This window comes from Salinibacterium sp. UTAS2018 (genome assembly GCF_004118935.1).
Taxonomy (GTDB): domain Bacteria; phylum Actinomycetota; class Actinomycetes; order Actinomycetales; family Microbacteriaceae; genus Rhodoglobus.
Map to the genome: position 1 here is coordinate 2,057,224 of NZ_CP035375.1, position 17,470 is coordinate 2,074,693.

Below are 17,470 nucleotides of genomic sequence, written 5' to 3' on the forward strand. Positions count from 1 at the left end.
TCCGGCGGAGTCAGCCTGAGCTGAATGAGCAGTGCCCCGAGGGTTTCTTCGGTTGATCTTGACCAAGTGAACTAGATTATTAGTCAATAAGTACGGCACGTAACACTAAAGGAGAATTTGCGATGAAGCGATTCCGCTCGTCGACCGCAGTTCAGCCCGCTCTGAATGCGCGAAGTCGGCTGCGTCGGAGTTCCTTGCTCTCGCTATCCCTCGTTCTCGTTGGCCTATTCCTTGTGGCGTCGTGCGCGCAGCACGATGTGGGGCAAGCCGCCGGGCATTCAGTGTCGCCGGATGCCACTGATGTCGACCCTGATGGATTGGTCAATGGGAAATCGACTTTCGAGCTTGCAGACGAAATCGTAGACGCGTGTATGAGCGAGTTCGGCTGGCTGCCTATTGAAGACGGTCCAGGGGCAGGAGGCGTCACGGTACCCGAAGGCCAGGGGGACCAATACGACGCAAACCTCGAGGAGTGTGTCGCTGAGGCAAGCGCTACTTTTCCGCCTGCGCCCATGTCGGAACGAGCGATTCGTGAACGATACTCGCTTGAGTTGGAGGCTCGTCTTTGCCTGATGCAGCAAGGGTATGAGATCAGCGAACCGCCTTCGGAGCAGGCTTGGGTTGAGCAGTTCGCCGGAGATATTAGCGCTAGCCCCCTCTGGCTTCCCTACTTTGAGATCATTACTGATCCCGCAGTGTCGCAAGCAACACTCGCCGAGCTCAGGGTTGCGTGTCCGGGTCCAGCGAACCGGGTCTACGCCGAATGAGTATTCTTTTCATACTCCATCAAGTTGAAAGTGCCTCACAATGACAGATTCCCCCACGGAGCTGAGCCTCTACGAAAAACCGCGCCGCCGCATCGTGCCCGCGTTGGCTCTCGGCTTCGTGGTGCTCCTCGTGGGCGCCGGTGTGGGCTGGGCGGCATCCACTGTTCTCACTCCGGCAAAGGACGTACTTGATTCAACGGCGTTCACCTTTGTCGAGGTTGTCGACGGTGAGGTCGGGTCGAGCATCAACCTGAACACTGTTGCTGAATGGACGCCTGTTCCTGTGGGCAGCAATCAGGCCTCCGGAACAGTCACGAGTGTGGCAATTGCGGCTGGCGATGAGGCGAAGCAGGGCAGCATTCTCTATACGGTGAACTTGCGGCCCGTCGTCGTCGCCCAAGGGTCGATCCCCGCGTTCCGCTCTCTCGAATTGTGGACAGAGGGGGCAGATGTGAAGCAATTGCAGGCGATGCTCTCCGACCTCGGTTTCTATGAGTGGACTCCCGACGGAGAGTTCGATTACGCCACCTATTGGGCTGTTCGAGCCTGGCAAGAAAGTCTTGGCCTTGAGCGCGATGGAGTCGTGCAGTCGGGCGATCTCGTTTTTGTGCCCTCACTGCCTTCGCGCTTGGCGCTCGACACCGACGTGGTCAAGCGCGGCGCAAGTCTCGGCGGGGGCGAAGCCGTCGTGAAGGGGTTGCTACCGTCACCCACTTTTGAGATTCCGGTCACCGAATCGCAGTCTTCACTCATGCCCAACGGCACCCGGGTAGAAATCACGAACGGTGACGCGGTGTGGGAAGCGGTCGTCGTCGATCGTGAAACCTCAGAGTCGGGAGAAACCACGATCGTTCTCGCGGGCGCTGATGACAGTGTTATTTGCGGCGACGAATGCTCCACCATTCCAGTGACAGGGCAAACACTGCTGTCGTCTCGCATCGTCACCGTTGAGACGGTAAGCGGACTTGTTGTTCCCTCGGCTGCGTTGTTGAGCGGTGCTGACGGCACCATCAGCGTGATCGACTCCGAGGCCGTTGCCCATGACGTCACCGTCGTCACGAGTGCTCGTGGAATGTCCGTGATCGAAGGCGTGCCGGCGGGAACTCGCGTGCGGGTCCCGGCCTCGGGAGAATAGCGCCGTGCCCCACGAGCTGCTCGAAGCACGCGGAATCACCTTCGGTTACAACCGGAACACGCCCATCCTCAGCGACTGGGATGCCACCTTCTCGGCCGGAGAAGTCGTCGCCCTGACTGGCCCCTCGGGCCGAGGCAAGTCAACGTTGCTCTACCTCCTCGGGCTCATGCTTAAACCGGGCGCCGGGGACGTGCTGCTCGACGGCGTCGAGTCAACGCGCCTGCCTGATGCCCAGCGTGCCCGCCTGCGGGCAACCCTTTTCGGCTTCGTGTTTCAGGATGCCGCTCTTGACGCGACTCGCACAGTGCTCGATAACGTGATCGAGACTGCTCTCTACCGCGGCGAGCCAAGGGATACCGCTCAGGGCCGTGCGCTTGAACTGATGGCGCAGTTCGGCGTCAACCTGCGGGCGCACCACACCCCAGGACAGGTGTCGGGTGGGCAAGCTCAACGCATTGCTCTCTGCCGGGCTCTGCTCAACAACCCTCGCATCCTGCTGGCCGACGAACCCACCGGAAACCTGGATCCCGACTCGGCGACCATCGTCGTCGACGCGATGAGGGAGCAGGCGGCGAACGGCGGCACCGTTGTTGTTGCCACCCACGACCCTGCGCTCGTTGCTCGCTGCGACAGGGTGATCCAACTATGAGTGCCCTGCGGCGGATGCTCGCCATCCTGCGTGAGGGAACAGCGACGGCACGTAGCCAGCCCGTCGCATCCGTTGTCACGATCATCATGATCGCCGGAATGTGCGCGACCGTCTTACTGACGACCGGGCGCACGGTCGGTGCCGAGCAGGCCGTTCTTGGCACCATCGATTCCACCGGAACTCGCGCGGTTGTGGTGCGCGCCGAGAGTGGTGCCGGTCTGAACTCTTCTGTTCTTGAGCGCCTCGCCAACGTGGATGGCATCGCGTGGGCGGGCGCCTTCGGGGGAGCGCTCGATGTTCGTAACGCTGCGATTCTGGATGGCCCGCCGGTGCCGGTGCGGCTGGCCTACGGTGACGATATTCAGGCATTGACTGGAGCGCTGCCGCTGAGCGATGTGTCGGCCTTGGCGTCAGAACTAGCGCTTGAGCAATTGGGGATGCCGGATGAGACCGGGGGAGTGGTCTCCTCGAGCGGCGCCGACTATGCGATCGCGGGTCGCATCACAGTGCCCGATTACCTCGCCTTTCTCGAACCGCTCGTTGTCGTGCCTCAGCAGCAGGAGTCGGGGGCGGCGCCGGCGGACGTCAGTGTCCTCGTCGTGATTGCGGAGCGCCCAGACCTCGTTGCGCCGATTGCTGCGGCTGTTCGCTCAGTGCTTGCGGTGGATGACCCCTCCAAAGTGACGATCGCGACGAGTGAATCTTTGGCCGAACTGCGGTTGCTAGTGCAGGGTCAGCTCGGCAGCTTCGGCCGTAATCTGGTGCTCGTGGTCTTCGCGTTAACGGCAGTGCTTGCCGCCGCAATTCTGTACGGGCTCGTGATGCTGCGCCGAAAAGACTTTGGCCGCCGGCGCGCGTTAGGGGCCTCCCAAGGGCTCATCGTGGGGCTGCTCCTCGCGCAGGTAGCAGTTCTGAGTAGTATCGGCGCGACCATCGGCAGTGTCGCCGCGGCGCTCGGACTGCAGCTGAGCGGTGACCCGCTACCGGGGTTGAACTTCTTCCTGGCAGTAGCCATCTTGGCGATCGTCACCGGGCTCATTGCTGCCCTCATCCCGGCGCTCGCCGCCGCTCGCCGTGACCCCCTTAAGGAGCTTCGGGTTCCGTAACGGCTCGGGCCACTGAAAGCTGGGCCTCTAGATCAAAACCCGTCTTGGGGGCAGACTGCCTCGGCCTTCTGGATCTGGTCAATGCCACTGAGCGACTCGTAAGGCGACCATGCACCGGCGAGCTCCACGAATCGTTGAAAGGTAGGGGCAGCCGCGATTTCGAAGCCGTTGGTGACTAAGCACTCCCGCATGTCGAGAAGAGAACTGTAGCCCGCCTCGAGAGATGCGTCAGTGATGTCAGGCGCGGGGTCGGGGTCGAGGCCGCTCTCCGTCGTGCAACGCTCCTCGGATGCGAGGAAAGCGTCCTTTTGTGCGGTGGGGGCACCAAAGATGGTGCCGGTTGGCGAATCGACACCGGTCCACTCGTCGGCCCTCATGCACTCGTCATACCTTTCGAGCGCACGCTGATAATCGTCGTCGGTCGGCCGCATCGCCGGTGTCGCGTCGAGCTCAGTCTGATCGGATTGCGTGCACGCCCCCAATCTGATCACTAAGCCGATCAGCAGCACCCCACTTGCCAGGCTGCGAGCTCGACGCGCTGCCGTGCCGTCGCGAGGCGTGTCATCCGATCGGACCGTCATGCAGAATCACCGCGGCAGGACACTCAGTGCCCTGCCGATCTAGTTCGTCCCGACTCTGCGCCTGTTCTCTCGCTTGGGAATGAGGTAGAGAGAACCCGCCTTCGTCAAACGATGAGTAGTAATGATCAATATAGTTTTGCTTGGTCGGCACGGTAATTGAATAGCCGCGAGCTTCTAAACACCGTTGAGTTTCACGTTCGAAGTCATACATTGCGGTTAGTTATGATTCCGTCATTTCGCCTGTCGTGTTGTAGCCATAGCGGCGTTCACAATAGGCAACGGCGGCGTTGAACGGCTCAACTTGGTCCCGGGTGGTCTCGCTCGTGAAGCCGAAGCCTTGTGCTTCAGCTTCGAAACCTGATTCCCCTAGGCAGTCGACCATAAGTTTGCTGTAGTCAGCGATCGAGGGGCCTCGGCGACCGGATCCTCGTCAGGGATGTTCGCGCAACCCGACAAGATAAGCGCCACCGCAATCGCTCCCCACGCTTTCGCCCTAATGCTGCGCGCGCCGCTCATCGAATCACCCCAGCCCAGCGCCATGTAGCGGTCTATTCTGAGTTTTCCTTAAGGGTAATGCAGTGTCAGCCCACTGTGACACCGTCGTTACTCCGGCTAGTGGAAGGTCTCAGATCGATCAATTTCCTTGTCGAAGGGCGCGGGCCGCGGGAGGGTGAGTTTCACTTATCTTCTAGCTGTTTCGTCGTGGCTTAGTCGAGGTTGGGGAGGGTTCTGAGTGCGGAAAGTAAGTTGGAGAGCGGTTCGCGTCGAAAGGCGCGAGGGGCTGCGCTCGCCGGCTTCATTTTCGCGTGTGGCCTCTCCCTCACTGCGCGCGTTGGTCTCAGCATCGCGCTCAAGGATGCCGGCGATTGCGAGGGCGCTGACGTTGTGGTGAATGACGACTCTGGCGACCTCATCGCGTGCCTCATTGATGACGATAAAGCCGACATCCGCTAGTGAGCGATCAGACCTTCACCGATGAGTATCGGAAGACAGTCGAGCTGTAGCCCTCTAGCTAGTCGGCAACAACGCCTGCAACTCTTCCGCCTTCGACACGAAGACGAGCGAACCCTTTTCTTCGCCAGTAGGGTTCGACTCATCGATCTGGGTGGGTGTGCTGACCTCGTGTGTAATGTGCGTGAGATCCGCCGAAAAGTGGCCAGAGCATCGTTTGCAAGACAACTTCGATCGTCTGGCTATCGATTTCCCGGACTTCAGTCGGGTAGGCCGGACGGCTCGAACTGCCCGCGAGGGTGAGTGCAAAGTGCTCAGGATCCATCAGCCACACAACGCTCGGATCGCCCTCAATGATATCTCTCTCAAGGCTCGTTAACGATTGTCCCGCGTCGCCGGAGTAGGTTTCATTCGCTCGGGAAGCACGTCGCGAGGCTAATTGCCGCAAGAGTCCGCAGCAGGAGACTTCGTAGACGGGCGGTCAAGCGAGGAGGAGATGGATTGCTGCCCGACGTTCCTCGATCGCTGCACGTCTCAAGATAGGCACGCCGGTTAGCCCGACGACCGCTGCACCGGATCACGGACTTCGGGCCGGATATCGCGGTGTTCCGGAACCGCGGCAGAAAATCGACAATCACTCTCTCAGCCGCAAGGCCATCGTGTCGTTCACACTCTCGCTGCTGTGATGTCACGCGAGACCCTATTCCTATGTCCTGCACCAGAACATCGAGCTGACGTTGCCGGTAACCGTTCCACTATGCGGGACGGTCTAGGGGGACTTTTCCCATTCGGCGCCGACCAGTGCGGGTCAATCTTTGCTCAGAGCAACTGACGCACTAGAGCAGGTGGCGCATTGGACAAGGTTTCAGCAAGTACGCCAGTAGGGCCGACAGTCTGGAAGTGGACATTGCGATGACCTAATTTCGAGGAGAGGTGAGAGGCTCCTCGACCAACCACACGATGGCCGCGTTGATGATGAAGACAGTGCGAACAGCCGTGCCCTAGACCGGGTTATGGGGTACTGCTGGAAGAGCAGTTTGGTCGAACGCCGGCTTCGAGGCTCAGCGCAACAATCGGGCGAAGCTGAATCCGCAAGCTTCGTGGAAGGTTATATCCGCAGTGCGGGTACGGTCGCAAGTTGGCATTTGAGGGGACTGCGAGATCAGCACCATATCGCTACACTCATGAGCATGTATTGAAAATTCTTCAGAAAGGAAAAAGGAAATGGAGCTTCAGTTGAAAATATTCCGCAGGAGAACTGCATCCATCGCCGGCGTCGCGGCCCTCATTCTAGTCGCCGTCGGAGCGGCGACTGGTGCCTCTGCTGCCGACAATACGTCCGATAGCACCCCACATATCACCGACGAGGTAAGGATTACGCCATCCGACGTTTCCTCTGAAGTAGAGAAGTTGACATTGCCTGCGATACCGCTCGAAACGCAAGAGTACATCGACGCGCTTCAAGGCGAACTTGACGGCGACGCGCGTTTCAGTGCGGTTGAGGTCAGCGAAAATCGCAAGCAAGTCACAGTGTGGTGGCATGGTGAGGTGAGCGAAGGACTCTCAGCTCTGCTCCGTGATTCGGTTGCTGTTGTCGAGGTGAGCGTGGCTCAGACAGCGTTCCTTCCCGGCGATTTGCGAGATGCAGCTCAGCACGTCTTGCGTGAGGGCGCGGCGCTTGGTGTTGAGCGAGTCACCGTTGCCGTCGATGGCTCACACTTGGAGGTTGCCACCGCCGGTATAGGAACATCGCGGGGAGATGTTCAACCTTCCGAAGAGCTGATTTCTCGTCTAGCGCAATTGACCGAGATTCCACTCACCGTCTCGCAAGGTGGCGTCAAACCGGCCGCGACGCGCCTAAACGATAATGACTACCACCTCGGCGGGGCACGCATCACCAATTTTTAGACAGGAAGCGCTTGTACAAGCGGCTTCTCTGTCCAGAAGGGCGAGGCTGAAGGAACCATGTTCGCAGCGCACTGCGGGAGCGTCGGTGACTTCTGGGTGACAACTGAAGGGCTGACCGCATGGAATTACGGCACAACCGAGTCCCGCCAAACAGCCTTCGATGGTGCGATTATGGCCAGCAACTTCTCGCAGCCATACGTGTGGTATGGACCGTATGATGCCTCAGGGGTGGGAGCGATCTCCGGGTCGGCCATTCCCGCAGTCGGAAGTGAAATTTGCTATTCGGGCTCATTCTCCGGCACTGTATGCGGAAACGTCGTCACAGCTAAGGACGTATATACGAACTTGGGAGGCGACCTGACATCAGTCCGGTCCATCGTCACGTTGAATAGCGCTGGGCTCCCTGCCGCAGGCAACGGCGACAGCGGGGGTCCTGGGTACATCCTTAGCGCATCAGGCGGCACCGTGGTTAGATTGGCAACAAGCATAATCTCCGCAATCCCGGGTAACTCCGGCTCTACGTGCAACGGAGTCCCCGGGGACAGCGGGACGAACGGTCGCAAATGCAGCTCCACCGTCTATAGCACGGAGGTGTGGCGCATCGCTAACGCGTCGGGGTGGTCTATTCAGGTGGCGCCCTAGGGCTACTAATGTGCCAATTCAAAGTAGGAGATCAGTGATGAGGGATGCTTCGAGGCGGAACGCCGTACGGTATTTCGGGGCACCCCCATCGCTGCTGCTGCCACATCCCGTCACGGAAGACACGCGTGGCAGATTCCACGGAGTCACAGTGACGGCTGAACTGCAGCGCGCAGCTGCCCCTTCTGCCCGATCGTACACCCGAAGTCCTCGCATAGGACGTGTATGGGGGCTACGGCAAGCTCTGACTGTGGGCGTCTTGGTAGGAATCATCCCTTTAGCAGGGTGCGCCGGAGCCTCCACCCCGAGGATAGTGGACGGTGATGCGCCCGTGTGGTCGGTAAGTGTTTCGAATCCCCGTTTTGCAGGCGAAGACCGCTGCGACGGAGACAGGATGGTTGACACGTCTGTCTCAACCGCAGATCTACCACCCTCTGGCTTTGGTATCACCCTCGTCCCCGGGGCGACTGAGGGCGACGCGGTGCAGGTAGCCGAATGCCTTCAGGATGCCCTCACGAGCGGCGAAATTACAATTATTAGGCCGAACTCTTCGTGAGGGTTGGACAACTCTCTCGCCGAGGGGCGTCACAACCATGCCGAGGCGGACACCGAGCAGGAGGACACCAAGATTCCAGATCCTTCTGCACTTAGTCGTTGTAGGTACTGCGGTCTTGGGCCTGCGCGGAACGTCATTGGTCGCCGGCGCGCGTTGGGGGCCTCCCAGGGCTCATCGTGGGGCTGCTCCTCACGCAGGTCGCAGTTCTGAGCAGCATTGGCGCGACCATCGGAAGTGTCGCCGCGGCGATCGGACTGCAGCTGAGCGGTGACCCGCTACCGGGGTTGAACTTCTTCCTCGCAGTAGCCATCTTGGCGATCGTCACCGGGCTCATTGCTGCCCTCATCCCGGCGCTCGCCGCCGCGCGCCGCGATCCCCTTAAAGAGCTTCGGGTTCCGTAACGGGGCGCTCAGCGCAGCCCCGCCAAGGGCAAGAGCTGCTCAGGCGGGCGTGGCGTCATCCCAAGGTTCAGTCGTGAGTTGGTAATGGCGGGCTGAAATTCAATCGGCAGCCGGCCGACTTGATTGGCCCAACAGCGACGTTCGGGCGGGATTCTGACGAATCGGATCTAGATCACCAAGCACGAACGTGGGGACGAAATCTTCCGGTTTCGCGTCGACTGATAGACATGGCGGTTGAAAAGCATGGGTATTGCCTCAAGTGGTGTGGGATTCTCACGACATATGTCAACCAATTGGGCCGTCGTACAGGAGTACGGCTTGCGGACACTCTGAATTGAGTGCTTCAAGCTCCGCCTTACCCTGGGCTTGAATGAGCGCTTGCGTGTGGGGGAGTGGGAAGCCGCCATTTTCAGCTGAAAGGTAGTAGCTGTCTATGTACGTCTGTTTTGTTGGTATTTCGATTAGATAACCCAAAGCTTCTAAACACTGCTCGGTTTCCAACTCAAACTCGTACATCGCGGCCAACTGGGAATCGGTCATTTCGCCAGTGGCATCGTATCCGTGACGGAGTTCACATTCTGCGACCGCTGCGTTGTAAGGTTCGATTTGTTCAAAACTGGTTTCCGCCGTCACGCCAGTGCCCTGAGCTTCAGCCTCAAAGCCGAACTCGTTCAGACACTCCACCATGAGCTTCCCGTAGTCCGCGATGGAGGGGGTTTCGGCGGCAGTGTCGCTCCTCGGCGGCCCAGAACATCCCGTCAGGATTAGAAGCAAGACCATTGCGCTGAGCGATACCCGATACATGATGATTCCCGGACCGTAACTAGATGCAGGTCGCGCCGCCGCTCCATAGAGTGCCTTCTGAATGAACGGTGTAACTGGTAGATGTACTAGAGCTATATGTCTGGAACTGGCCTCGAACCCCGCTCGCTTGTGAGGTGTTTACGAGCTTTGGGACGGATTGGTAGTAGTGGTAACCGGGACCCGTCTGATCTGAATAGATCGCTACTGACTTCGGAACAGAGCAGGACCGGCTCGCGTTTAGCGTGCCAGCAGAGGCAGGCGCCGCGACACTCATCGCTATTACGGCGGCCAGAAGTATCGGTCCAGCTATCCATTTGGTGCTTTGCCTTTTCACAATAACCCTTTCGCAATAACTGAAATATTCTCGTGGGCAGAATCTACGTCGTCATGCACGCTTTGTCTACCCCCCGTAAGAGGGGTAGACAAAGCGTGCACGAGTGATAGCTTTATCGAAAACTTTGGGGACTCAAATGGTTTTCGCCAGACGTTTTACAATCGTTTTGCTGGTGTGGTCGCTGAGTGTGGTCGGAGTCAGCACAGCATCAGCTTTTGGGGTTCCGGAAAGCGGGACAGGTTTTGAAGAGGCATCTAGCCCGTCTCTTCTTTCGACCAATGTCATTGATGATCGTGGCGTCAATGACGTCAAGTTGGTAGAGGTCGTCACGTCGGTAGGGGCTGCTCCTGAGCTTTCGCAAGAATCGCGGGCCGCAATTACTGCAATTCTAGAATCTGACGCAGGTGAAAGTATCAACACTGTCACTTGGGATAGCGATCGCGACAAGCTAAGTTTCTTCGTCTATGGAGATGCCCGAGTTGCAACTTCTGCTGTTCGGCTCGATCTTCCAGTAAAACAGGACTGGGAGATCGTATCTAGTGAGCGCCCGCTGTCTAAGCTCGAATCAATAATTGAATCGATCGCCGCCGACACAGCGGTTCTCGGGCATGATATTGAGTTTGCAGGCGGATTCCCCGCGGAAGATGGCTCAAAGATAACTGTCGCACTGACCTCAACGTCATTTAGCACTTACAGGCAGGGTGGTTTGGAATTGGCCGCTGAAGTTGAAGGCGTTCGAGTCGAGTACATTGAGGGTGAACTTGCACAGACGACTGCGCGGGCACGCAGCTCAGCGCCAGTACTGTCTGGCGGGCTGATGGCACACGAAGATAATACTTCGATCTGCACCACGGGATTCCCAATCCTTCGATTTGCTGATCTTGCGCACGCATACCTTTCTGCCGACCACTGCGGCAAAAACGGAGAAGCGTGGAACTGGGGTAAGCACAACGGTTCGTTGCGAGTGGGCTACTCGACGATGCAAGCGGCGGGCGGTAGCGATATCGAGATCTACACGGAAACCGAGCAGATGTCAGCGCTACAGATGATCGGTGGCTACACTGACACAACTAGTGTCGTCCCAATTCGTGGATACTACGCCCCAGTCGGCGGAGACAGCACCTGCTTCAACGGCGCGCTCTCCGGCCCAGTGTGTGGAAACGTGCTCCAGAATGTGGATGTGCTTACGCCGACAGATGCCGGTCTGTATTGGCTGCGGTGGACTTCTCAGGCAAACGGAATTCCGGCAGCCGGAAACGGCGACAGTGGAGGACCCGTGGGCGCATTCCAAGTGAGAAGCTCGGACGGCAGCATCGGCGCTTACGGCTTGGGGATCATATCCGCAAAGAACCCGTTTCCTCTAGCTACGTGTACGGGCGAACCGCCGACCGATACGAGGTCGTGTTCAGACAACGTGGCATTCGCTCCCCTGTCTAGGTGGGTTGGCACCCAGTACACCCACGGCCTAGCGGTAAGCAATTATTAGCGTGGGAGAAAAAGGAAAGCCTACCGCGCTGGCGGTGGCCCAGAGGTGTTCGGCCTGCTGCCACGCCAGGCCAAGATCCAGGTCGTTGTGTGCATGTTGCGTTCAGCGTCGGACAAGATTGAGAAGTACTGGGCTTGCCACCCTCCTTCTCGCGTGCGGTCTGGCCCTCACGGCCTGCGTCGGTCCGAGCGTCGCGCTCAAAGATGCCGGCGACTGCAACGATGCCGAAGTTGTGGCGGAAGACGACACCGGCGCCCTCGTCGCCTGCCTCATTGATGACGAGAAGGTCGGCATCCGCACCGGAGGGAGTAGCGGTCGGCAATGGACACCAACGAAAGCGTATGCGGCTGAAGACGGCGTGATGCACGTTGAGTTTCGTCAACCACCATCGCTGCTGCCGAGCATGAACAACATTGAGTACACGCTGCACGTGCTCGAGATCCCTGACGGCGTCGATCGAGATCCGCTCGTGATCGAGCAAACCTTCAACGATGAGTTCCCGAAAACGGTCGAGCTGCGGCCTTCTAGCTAGGAAGCAGCAGCGGCAGCAGTTCTTCTGCCTTTGACACGACAGCGATTGAGCCGTCGGACTCGCCGGAGTTGCCGTAACCCCAGTCGACATAAATGGTGGGGATGCCGTGCTCGGCCGCACCCTCGATGTCGTAGAAGCGGTCGCCGATCATCACCGGGTTGCTCACGTCGGCACCGATCATCTTCAGGCGGGTAATGGCCTCGGCCACGACGTCTTTCTTGGCGCTACGAATCTCGTCGATCGAGGCGCCGGCCATCACGCGGAAGTACTGCGTGAGGTTCGCTAGGTCGAGAATCACGGATGCCGGAAATTCGGGCTTCGAGGTTGCCAGCGACAGCGGAATCCCGGTCGCGTGCAGCGTCTTCAGCACCTCGGGCATACCGGGGAAGATGTCGCTTCCGTTGGCGCTGTTGCCCTCCATGTAGTGGCGGCGGTAAATCGAGAGGGCCTGCGCTGCTTCAACGGCGGTGAACCCGGCGCGGTCGCGAAACGAGTTCACAATGGGCGGGCCGACGTAGGCGCGCAGTTCTTCAGCGGAGGGAACGGGGTGGCCCATTTCCTCGAACATGAACGCGAGCGACGCCGTAATTCCGGGCGCCGAGTCAGCGATCGTGCCGTCAAGGTCAACGAGAATACAAGTCCAATTAGTAGCCATCGCTACCAGCCTAGGCCGTGTGCCTGAACACTGGGACAATCACCTGAAGACTAGAACAACCGCATGTTGGGGTCGTCGAGGCCGCGCATCTCGTCGTAATCCAACAGCACACAGCGGATGCCGCGGTCCTTCGCGAGCGTGCGTGCCTGCGGCTTGATTTCCTGGGCTGCAAAAATGCCGGTGACGGGAGCCAGCAGAGGGTCGCGGTTCATCAGCTCGAGGTAGCGCGTCAACTGCTCAACACCATCGATGTCGCCACGACGCTTGAGCTCCACGGCAACGCTCGCACCCTTCTCATCGGTCGCGAGAATGTCGACCGGCCCGATGGCGGTCATGTATTCGCGGCGAACGAGACGGTAGCCCTCGCCCAAAATGTCGATGTGCTCGGCAAGTAACTTTTGCAGGTGAGCCTCGACGCCATCCTTCTGCAGTCCGGGGTCGACGCCCAGCTCGTGGTTCGAGTCGTGCAGGATTTCGTGAATCGAGACGATGAGCATGTCGGCCGATTTGGTGTGGGCGACTTTCCAGATTTCGGTGACTCCGGCATCCGACTGCTCGGCTTCGGGCTCAAGGGTGGAAAGCACACAGGGCGGGCTCATCCAGTTAAGCGGCTTGTACGAGAGCGCATCGGAGTGCACGAGCACACTGCCGTCGGCCTTCAGTAACAGCAGTCGCGTCGCGAGGGGCAGATGGGCACTGAGACGCCCGGCGTAATCAACGGAGCATTTGGCTATGACAAGTCGCACCGTCCTACGGTACTCGGAGAAGGCCGGTGGTGAATCATCCTGGGCGAGATTCGTTGGCTCTCCGCCAAGCTTTACGCCCGCCGTCGGCCGTCCACCTGCGAGCACCTGTCAGGATGGTGACCATGTATGTCGCCACCTCCGGACCAGCCGATGCCCCGCCCGTACTACTTCTCCACGGCGGCGGTGTTGCTGGCTGGATGTGGGATTCACTGCGAGAGCGGCTTGAGACCGATTACCGGGTGATCGTTCCCGACCTCCCGGGCCACGGACATTCAGCCGACGAACCCTATGTTTCGCACGCGGCGACGGTCGCAGCGTTGGCACGTCTCATCACGACCCCGGTCACCGTAATCGGGTTCTCGCTGGGCGCGCAGCTTTCGATTCTGCTCGCATCGCACTACCCCCAACTCGTCACGAACGCCGTGATCGTGAGCGCGCAAGCGAAAGCCATGCCCTTCACGGGTCTCACACTCGCCGCCCTGGGGGTCAGCGCTCCGCTTGCTCGCCAGCGCTGGTTCGCCAAGCTGCAAGCTCGCGAATTGTTCGTTCCTCCTCACCAGATCGAGGACTACATCGAGACGAGTGCCGGCGTCACGAAGCAAAGCTTGCTCGCCGCCGTCGGCGAGAACATGAGATTCGAACTCCCGGCGGAGTGGTCGATCTTCGACGGCCGTGTACTCGTGATGGCAGGAACGAAAGAACGTCGGGTGATGCACGAGTCGGCCGCCGCGATCCACGAAGCCCAACCCGCCAGCACCTTCACGCTCGTCGAACACTGCGGGCACGGCATCCCGCTTCAACGCCCGGACTGGTTCAGTGACCGCGTGCGAGAGTGGCTCGCTCAGGCCTGAGCGACCAGTTTCGAGAGAGCGGCCGCAGCGTATTCCATCTCACGGGGTCCACCATGGCCTTCGTCTTCGACCACGATGAGTTCACTGCTCGGCCAGCTGTGGTGAAGGCGCCAAGGGGTGCTGACGGGCCCGCTGATGTCATGGCGACCGTGAATCAGAGTCGTAGGAATCCCCGTGAGCTCTGCGATGCGATCGTGGATTCGCGCGTCACCGCCGAGAAAACAGTCGTTTGCCCAATAGTGAGTCACGAGGGTGGCGAAGTTCTGCCGGTCACGATCGTTGTCGAACAGCGGGCCGGGAACCCAATGAGGGTCGAGCGATATGTGGATGCTCTCCCAGGTTTCCCACGCGCGGGCCGCGTCAGCTCGAACCTGGGGATGCTCGTCTCGCAGAAGCCGCGCGTAGGCAGCGACTGGGCGCTCTCCCTCGCGTGCTACTGAACTGAACTGCGCCCACGCCTCAGGGAAAATCGCGCCAACGCCTTCGGTGATCCACTCGATTTCTTCGCGGGAGCCGGTGGTGACGGCGACGAGTACCAGGCCGAGCACTCTGTCGGGATGCTCGAGCGCGTACGCCATCGCCAACGTGCAGCCCCACGAGACCCCGTGCAGAACCCACGCATCTATACCGAGGTGCTCGCGCAAGGCTTCGAGGTCGGCGATGAGCGCTTGAGTGGTGTTGGTATCGAGCGAATCGAGTTCGTCGATGGCGAGCGGGGTACTCTGCCCGCAGCCACGCTGATCGAGCCCAATGATTCGATATGCCGTGTGGTCGAAGCGTCGCCGGTAGCCTCCGGGGCCCAGCCCGCTGCCGGGCCCACCATGGAGGTAGAGCGCTGCCTGCCCGTGTGGGTTGCCGGATTCCTCCCAAAACAAGCGCACTCCATCGGGTCGGCTCAGCCAGCCGTGCGAATAGGGCGCGATTGGTTCGAACACACCTCTAGCCTAAGAGCGCAGTCGTGAGCATTAGTGACTTATTTTTGCGGCCAGCATTGCTGAGAATTCGAGCCGCATTGTTGCCAATTCAGAACGTGTTCGGAATAATGGAGTTATGTCAATCGCCACACCGCGTCCTGCGGTCACCTCTCAAGTGCAGTCCTCAGAACTGTCGCGCAACTCTGCCGAGGTCTTTCACGCTGCCGAGCGCGGCCCGGTCTTGGTGACGCGGCGTGATGCTGAGCCTTTGGTCCTCACCTCTAAAGCCGCGGCGGACGAGACCGATCAGGTTCTGTCGGCCGCTGCTTCACTTATTGGGGTAGCCGTCATGGTCGATCCCGAGGTTTTTGCTCAACGACTAACCGACGCGTTCCCGTGGGCAGCGGTGCTTTCAGAGAACGAGCGTGCACTCTTTGCGGACGAGCTTGTTGCATCGGCGCGCGCCTGTTTCTCTCTCAAACAGCACAACCTTTTCCTAGGCACGCTGAACGGTTGGCGCGGCACAGCCGAGGCTTACGCCGCTGGACTGCGAAACACGACCAACGACTGGCTCGATGTCGCGGCTGAAGTCACCGACCCGCGCGCATCTTGAGTCCCAAAAACCAATCGGTACCGCGACCGCTCAAACGTGCTGAGTACGGGATCGTTTGTGCGACCACCTCCGCCGAAAAGGGCTGGCGTGACGTTCGTGCGACCCAACTCAGTACGGTGGTCGACGCGTGGGACCGCCTGACGCGCGATCCGCAGAGCATCGACGGCACTTGTCATCCGCTTAAGGGCGACCTTGCGGTAGTGGTGCGTGCAGGTAAAAGCCACGACCAATGGCAGTACGAACTCAAAAATGGCGCGCGCATTTGGTTTTATGTTGAGGGCAAAACTGTGAACCTAGTCGCTGTTCACACGGCGCACCCGAATCAAACGAAGTAGACCCCCGAGAATCATCGAGGGAGCCGCCCGGTGCTACTTCCCGCCGGGGCGCTTGCGCTTGAACTTGCCTAAGCCGCGACGCTCGTTCTCGCGCTGCGCTTCTTCGATCTGCTCGGGGGTGATGACGAAGTGCATTTCGGTGGTCGCCATTGTGATGGCAATGGATGTCGTACCCGGCGACGAGAAGTCGACGTACGGGAACGCGTGGCGGCCTGCAAGCTCGCGGGCGTACGGCGAAAGTAGCCCAGAGATGATCGCGAGAACGACGATCAGCAGCAGCGCATTCAGCACACCGACCTGGTCGCTGAGCACGCCGATCATGGGTGGGCCGATGAGCGTGGAGGCGTAGGCGATGGTTGCGACGGCCGTCACTCTCGCGGTGGCGCGCTTGGGGTCATCCGCAGCGGCCGAAATGCCGACGGGGAAGCCGAGTGCGGCCCCTGCACCCCAGAGTGCGGTGCCGATGACGGCGAGCCAGACAGCCGGCGAGAAGATCACGAGCAACAGTCCGGCAGCAGCGAGACCAGCGGATGCCCGGAGCACGGGAACACGACCGAAGCGGTCGAGGGCGCGAACCCCAAAGAAGCGCGTCGCCGTCATGGCCGTCACGAAGACACCAAAGATCAGAGTGCCGAAGGCATTAGAGATTTCGTAGCCATCGACCATGGCGAGAGCGAGCCAGTCGATGGCCGAGCCCTCCGCGAAGGCCATGCCGAGCACGATGATGCCGATCAGGATAGTGCGGGGCTCGAGCCAGACGCTTTTCAGCTTCGGGGCGGTCAGCTCTCCCGCGGCGATCTTCATCTCGACAGTGTTGGGTGGCGGATCCGCGAGCCGCTCCGGAAGGATGAACCCCGACACGACGAGCGCAGTGATGAGCACGATCGCCGAGACGATCACGAGGTGAGTGGCGAGCGGAACGCTCAGCGCTTCCGCCGCAGCGCCGAACCCGGCACCCGCCATCGTGCCGAGGCTGTAGAAACCGTGCAGAGTCGGCATGCTCGAACGGCCAAGGAGCCGTTCGTTCGCAGTACCCGACAGGTTGATGGCCACGTCGTAGGTGCTGAACGCCAACCCAAAGACCGCGAGCGAGATCACCGCACCGAAGAAGCTGCCGAGCACTCCGATGATGAGCGCAGTAGCAGCGAGGGAAGCGACAAACAGCACCACGCAGGCGCGCACGACGATTTTGGCGCCGAACCGCTCGACGAGTTTGCCGGCAACGACGAGTCCGAGCAGCGAGCCGATCGCGAGCCCGAAGAGCAGGATGCCAATTTCCGAATGGCTGGCACCAAAAGTGTCGCGCACCGTCGGGATGCGGCCCACCCAGCTGGCAAAAGAGAAGCCCGCGAGAGCGAAAAGGGTGGCGATCGCATTGCGCCACGAGAGCACTTGGCGGCTGGTGAGGCCGTGGGGAAGAGAGGGGGGTGTGGCGGCCGAGTCAGAGGCTGTCATCACTTAAGTGTAGGGCTATCCACCGGTATTAGATTCGCGGCGTGTGCATAGG

Annotated in this window: 19 protein-coding genes; 12 read left to right on the plus strand and 7 right to left on the minus strand. The window is 60.0% G+C overall.

The annotated features are described in order from the left end of the window. Positions 1 to 122: 122 nt before the first annotated feature. The 4 genes from ESZ53_RS09810 to ESZ53_RS09825 are packed head-to-tail and all read left to right on the plus strand — an operon-like array spanning position 123 to position 3,657. Entirely contained in the window at positions 123 to 767 is a 645-nt protein-coding gene (locus ESZ53_RS09810) for a hypothetical protein (protein ID WP_129072652.1), read from the plus strand. 40 nt (positions 768 to 807) lie between these two features. Further along, complete coding sequence (locus ESZ53_RS09815; protein ID WP_246837286.1) at positions 808 to 1,902, plus strand: peptidoglycan-binding protein; 1,095 nt, start codon at positions 808 to 810, stop codon at positions 1,900 to 1,902. Between the two features lie 4 nt (positions 1,903 to 1,906). Then, a complete protein-coding gene (locus ESZ53_RS09820) occupies positions 1,907 to 2,551 on the plus strand; it encodes an ABC transporter ATP-binding protein (protein ID WP_129072653.1) in 645 nt (214 codons plus the stop codon). Continuing rightward, complete coding sequence (locus tag ESZ53_RS09825) at positions 2,548 to 3,657, plus strand: FtsX-like permease family protein (protein ID WP_246837287.1); 1,110 nt, start codon at positions 2,548 to 2,550, stop codon at positions 3,655 to 3,657. Before ESZ53_RS09820 ends, ESZ53_RS09825 begins: the two co-directional genes overlap by 4 nt. A gap of 32 nt (positions 3,658 to 3,689) precedes the next feature. Here ESZ53_RS09825 and ESZ53_RS09830 read toward each other — a convergent pair whose 3' ends face one another. Both ESZ53_RS09830 and ESZ53_RS14350 read right to left on the minus strand, forming a co-directional pair. Next, positions 3,690 to 4,238, minus strand: coding sequence for a hypothetical protein (locus tag ESZ53_RS09830; RefSeq protein WP_129072654.1), 549 nt, complete (start codon positions 4,236 to 4,238; stop codon positions 3,690 to 3,692). A 220-nt stretch (positions 4,239 to 4,458) separates the two neighbouring features. Then, positions 4,459 to 4,620 carry a hypothetical protein gene (locus ESZ53_RS14350; protein WP_168187220.1) on the minus strand — a complete coding sequence of 54 codons (162 nt, stop codon included), beginning with the start codon at positions 4,618 to 4,620 and terminating at the stop codon, positions 4,459 to 4,461. Between the two features lie 365 nt (positions 4,621 to 4,985). Here ESZ53_RS14350 and ESZ53_RS09835 point away from each other — a divergent pair, with 365 nt between their 5' ends. The 3 genes from ESZ53_RS09835 to ESZ53_RS09845 all read left to right on the plus strand — a co-directional run bounded on the left by ESZ53_RS09835 (position 4,986) and on the right by ESZ53_RS09845 (position 8,693). Beyond that, on the plus strand, positions 4,986 to 5,192 hold the full coding sequence (locus tag ESZ53_RS09835; protein WP_129072655.1) for a hypothetical protein: 207 nt from the start codon (positions 4,986 to 4,988) through the stop codon (positions 5,190 to 5,192). A 1,221-nt stretch (positions 5,193 to 6,413) separates the two neighbouring features. Continuing rightward, positions 6,414 to 7,097 (plus strand): hypothetical protein, encoded by a 684-nt coding sequence (locus ESZ53_RS09840; RefSeq protein ID WP_129072656.1) that lies wholly within the window; start codon positions 6,414 to 6,416, stop codon positions 7,095 to 7,097. Between the two features lie 1,371 nt (positions 7,098 to 8,468). Next, the gene (locus ESZ53_RS09845; protein WP_129072657.1) at positions 8,469 to 8,693 is read left to right on the plus strand and encodes a hypothetical protein; all 225 of its coding nucleotides are present in this window, start codon (positions 8,469 to 8,471) and stop codon (positions 8,691 to 8,693) included. A 285-nt stretch (positions 8,694 to 8,978) separates the two neighbouring features. Here the strand turns inward: ESZ53_RS09845 and ESZ53_RS09850 are convergent, their stop codons facing one another. After that, on the minus strand, positions 8,979 to 9,497 hold the full coding sequence (locus ESZ53_RS09850; RefSeq protein ID WP_129072658.1) for a hypothetical protein: 519 nt from the start codon (positions 9,495 to 9,497) through the stop codon (positions 8,979 to 8,981). A gap of 470 nt (positions 9,498 to 9,967) precedes the next feature. On the opposite strand from ESZ53_RS09850, the gene ESZ53_RS09855 reads away from it, so the two are divergent. After that, positions 9,968 to 11,317 carry a hypothetical protein gene (locus ESZ53_RS09855; protein WP_129072659.1) on the plus strand — a complete coding sequence of 450 codons (1,350 nt, stop codon included), beginning with the start codon at positions 9,968 to 9,970 and terminating at the stop codon, positions 11,315 to 11,317. A gap of 118 nt (positions 11,318 to 11,435) precedes the next feature. Further along, a complete protein-coding gene (locus ESZ53_RS09860) occupies positions 11,436 to 11,849 on the plus strand; it encodes a hypothetical protein (RefSeq protein WP_129072660.1) in 414 nt (137 codons plus the stop codon). On the opposite strand, the gene ESZ53_RS09865 is transcribed toward ESZ53_RS09860, so the two are convergent. Together ESZ53_RS09865 and nucS are read right to left on the minus strand one after the other, a co-directional pair. Beyond that, positions 11,842 to 12,504: an HAD hydrolase-like protein gene (locus tag ESZ53_RS09865; protein WP_129072661.1), complete on the minus strand. Its 663-nt coding sequence runs from the start codon at positions 12,502 to 12,504 to the stop codon at positions 11,842 to 11,844. The two genes, ESZ53_RS09860 and ESZ53_RS09865, sit on opposite strands and share 8 nt — an antisense overlap. A gap of 50 nt (positions 12,505 to 12,554) precedes the next feature. Then, positions 12,555 to 13,250 (minus strand): endonuclease NucS, encoded by a 696-nt coding sequence (nucS, locus tag ESZ53_RS09870; RefSeq protein WP_129072662.1) that lies wholly within the window; start codon positions 13,248 to 13,250, stop codon positions 12,555 to 12,557. Between the two features lie 122 nt (positions 13,251 to 13,372). Here nucS and ESZ53_RS09875 point away from each other — a divergent pair, with 122 nt between their 5' ends. Next, positions 13,373 to 14,101 (plus strand): alpha/beta fold hydrolase, encoded by a 729-nt coding sequence (locus tag ESZ53_RS09875; RefSeq protein WP_129072663.1) that lies wholly within the window; start codon positions 13,373 to 13,375, stop codon positions 14,099 to 14,101. Here ESZ53_RS09875 and pip read toward each other — a convergent pair. Beyond that, positions 14,092 to 15,036: a prolyl aminopeptidase gene (gene pip / locus ESZ53_RS09880; RefSeq protein WP_129072664.1), complete on the minus strand. Its 945-nt coding sequence runs from the start codon at positions 15,034 to 15,036 to the stop codon at positions 14,092 to 14,094. The two genes, ESZ53_RS09875 and pip, sit on opposite strands and share 10 nt — an antisense overlap. Positions 15,037 to 15,151: 115 nt before the next feature. On the opposite strand from pip, the gene ESZ53_RS09885 reads away from it, so the two are divergent. Together ESZ53_RS09885 and ESZ53_RS14495 are read left to right on the plus strand one after the other, a co-directional pair. Then, on the plus strand, positions 15,152 to 15,628 hold the full coding sequence (locus ESZ53_RS09885; protein ID WP_210403788.1) for a hypothetical protein: 477 nt from the start codon (positions 15,152 to 15,154) through the stop codon (positions 15,626 to 15,628). Between the two features lie 116 nt (positions 15,629 to 15,744). After that, positions 15,745 to 15,963, plus strand: coding sequence for a hypothetical protein (locus ESZ53_RS14495; RefSeq protein ID WP_246837288.1), 219 nt, complete (start codon positions 15,745 to 15,747; stop codon positions 15,961 to 15,963). A gap of 33 nt (positions 15,964 to 15,996) precedes the next feature. Here the strand turns inward: ESZ53_RS14495 and ESZ53_RS09895 are convergent, their stop codons facing one another. After that, positions 15,997 to 17,418: an MFS transporter gene (locus ESZ53_RS09895; RefSeq protein WP_129072666.1), complete on the minus strand. Its 1,422-nt coding sequence runs from the start codon at positions 17,416 to 17,418 to the stop codon at positions 15,997 to 15,999. Positions 17,419 to 17,470: the final 52 nt, after the last annotated feature.

Excerpts from the sequence above, each read along its gene's own strand:
- ESZ53_RS09810 (WP_129072652.1), top strand. The coding sequence starts at position 123 with ATGAAGCGATTCCGCTCGTCGACCGCAGTTCAGCCCGCTCTGAATGCG.
- ESZ53_RS09815 (WP_246837286.1), top strand. The coding sequence starts at position 808 with ATGACAGATTCCCCCACGGAGCTGAGCCTCTACGAAAAACCGCGCCGC.
- ESZ53_RS09825 (WP_246837287.1), top strand. The coding sequence starts at position 2,548 with ATGAGTGCCCTGCGGCGGATGCTCGCCATCCTGCGTGAGGGAACAGCG.
- ESZ53_RS09830 (WP_129072654.1), bottom strand. The coding sequence starts at position 4,238 with ATGACGGTCCGATCGGATGACACGCCTCGCGACGGCACGGCAGCGCGT.
- ESZ53_RS14350 (WP_168187220.1), bottom strand. The coding sequence starts at position 4,620 with ATGGTCGACTGCCTAGGGGAATCAGGTTTCGAAGCTGAAGCACAAGGC.
- ESZ53_RS09840 (WP_129072656.1), top strand. The coding sequence starts at position 6,414 with ATGGAGCTTCAGTTGAAAATATTCCGCAGGAGAACTGCATCCATCGCC.
- ESZ53_RS09850 (WP_129072658.1), bottom strand. The coding sequence starts at position 9,497 with ATGTATCGGGTATCGCTCAGCGCAATGGTCTTGCTTCTAATCCTGACG.
- ESZ53_RS09855 (WP_129072659.1), top strand. The coding sequence starts at position 9,968 with ATGGTTTTCGCCAGACGTTTTACAATCGTTTTGCTGGTGTGGTCGCTG.
- ESZ53_RS09865 (WP_129072661.1), bottom strand. The coding sequence starts at position 12,504 with ATGGCTACTAATTGGACTTGTATTCTCGTTGACCTTGACGGCACGATC.
- ESZ53_RS09875 (WP_129072663.1), top strand. The coding sequence starts at position 13,373 with ATGTATGTCGCCACCTCCGGACCAGCCGATGCCCCGCCCGTACTACTT.
- ESZ53_RS09885 (WP_210403788.1), top strand. The coding sequence starts at position 15,152 with ATGTCAATCGCCACACCGCGTCCTGCGGTCACCTCTCAAGTGCAGTCC.
- ESZ53_RS09895 (WP_129072666.1), bottom strand. The coding sequence starts at position 17,418 with ATGACAGCCTCTGACTCGGCCGCCACACCCCCCTCTCTTCCCCACGGC.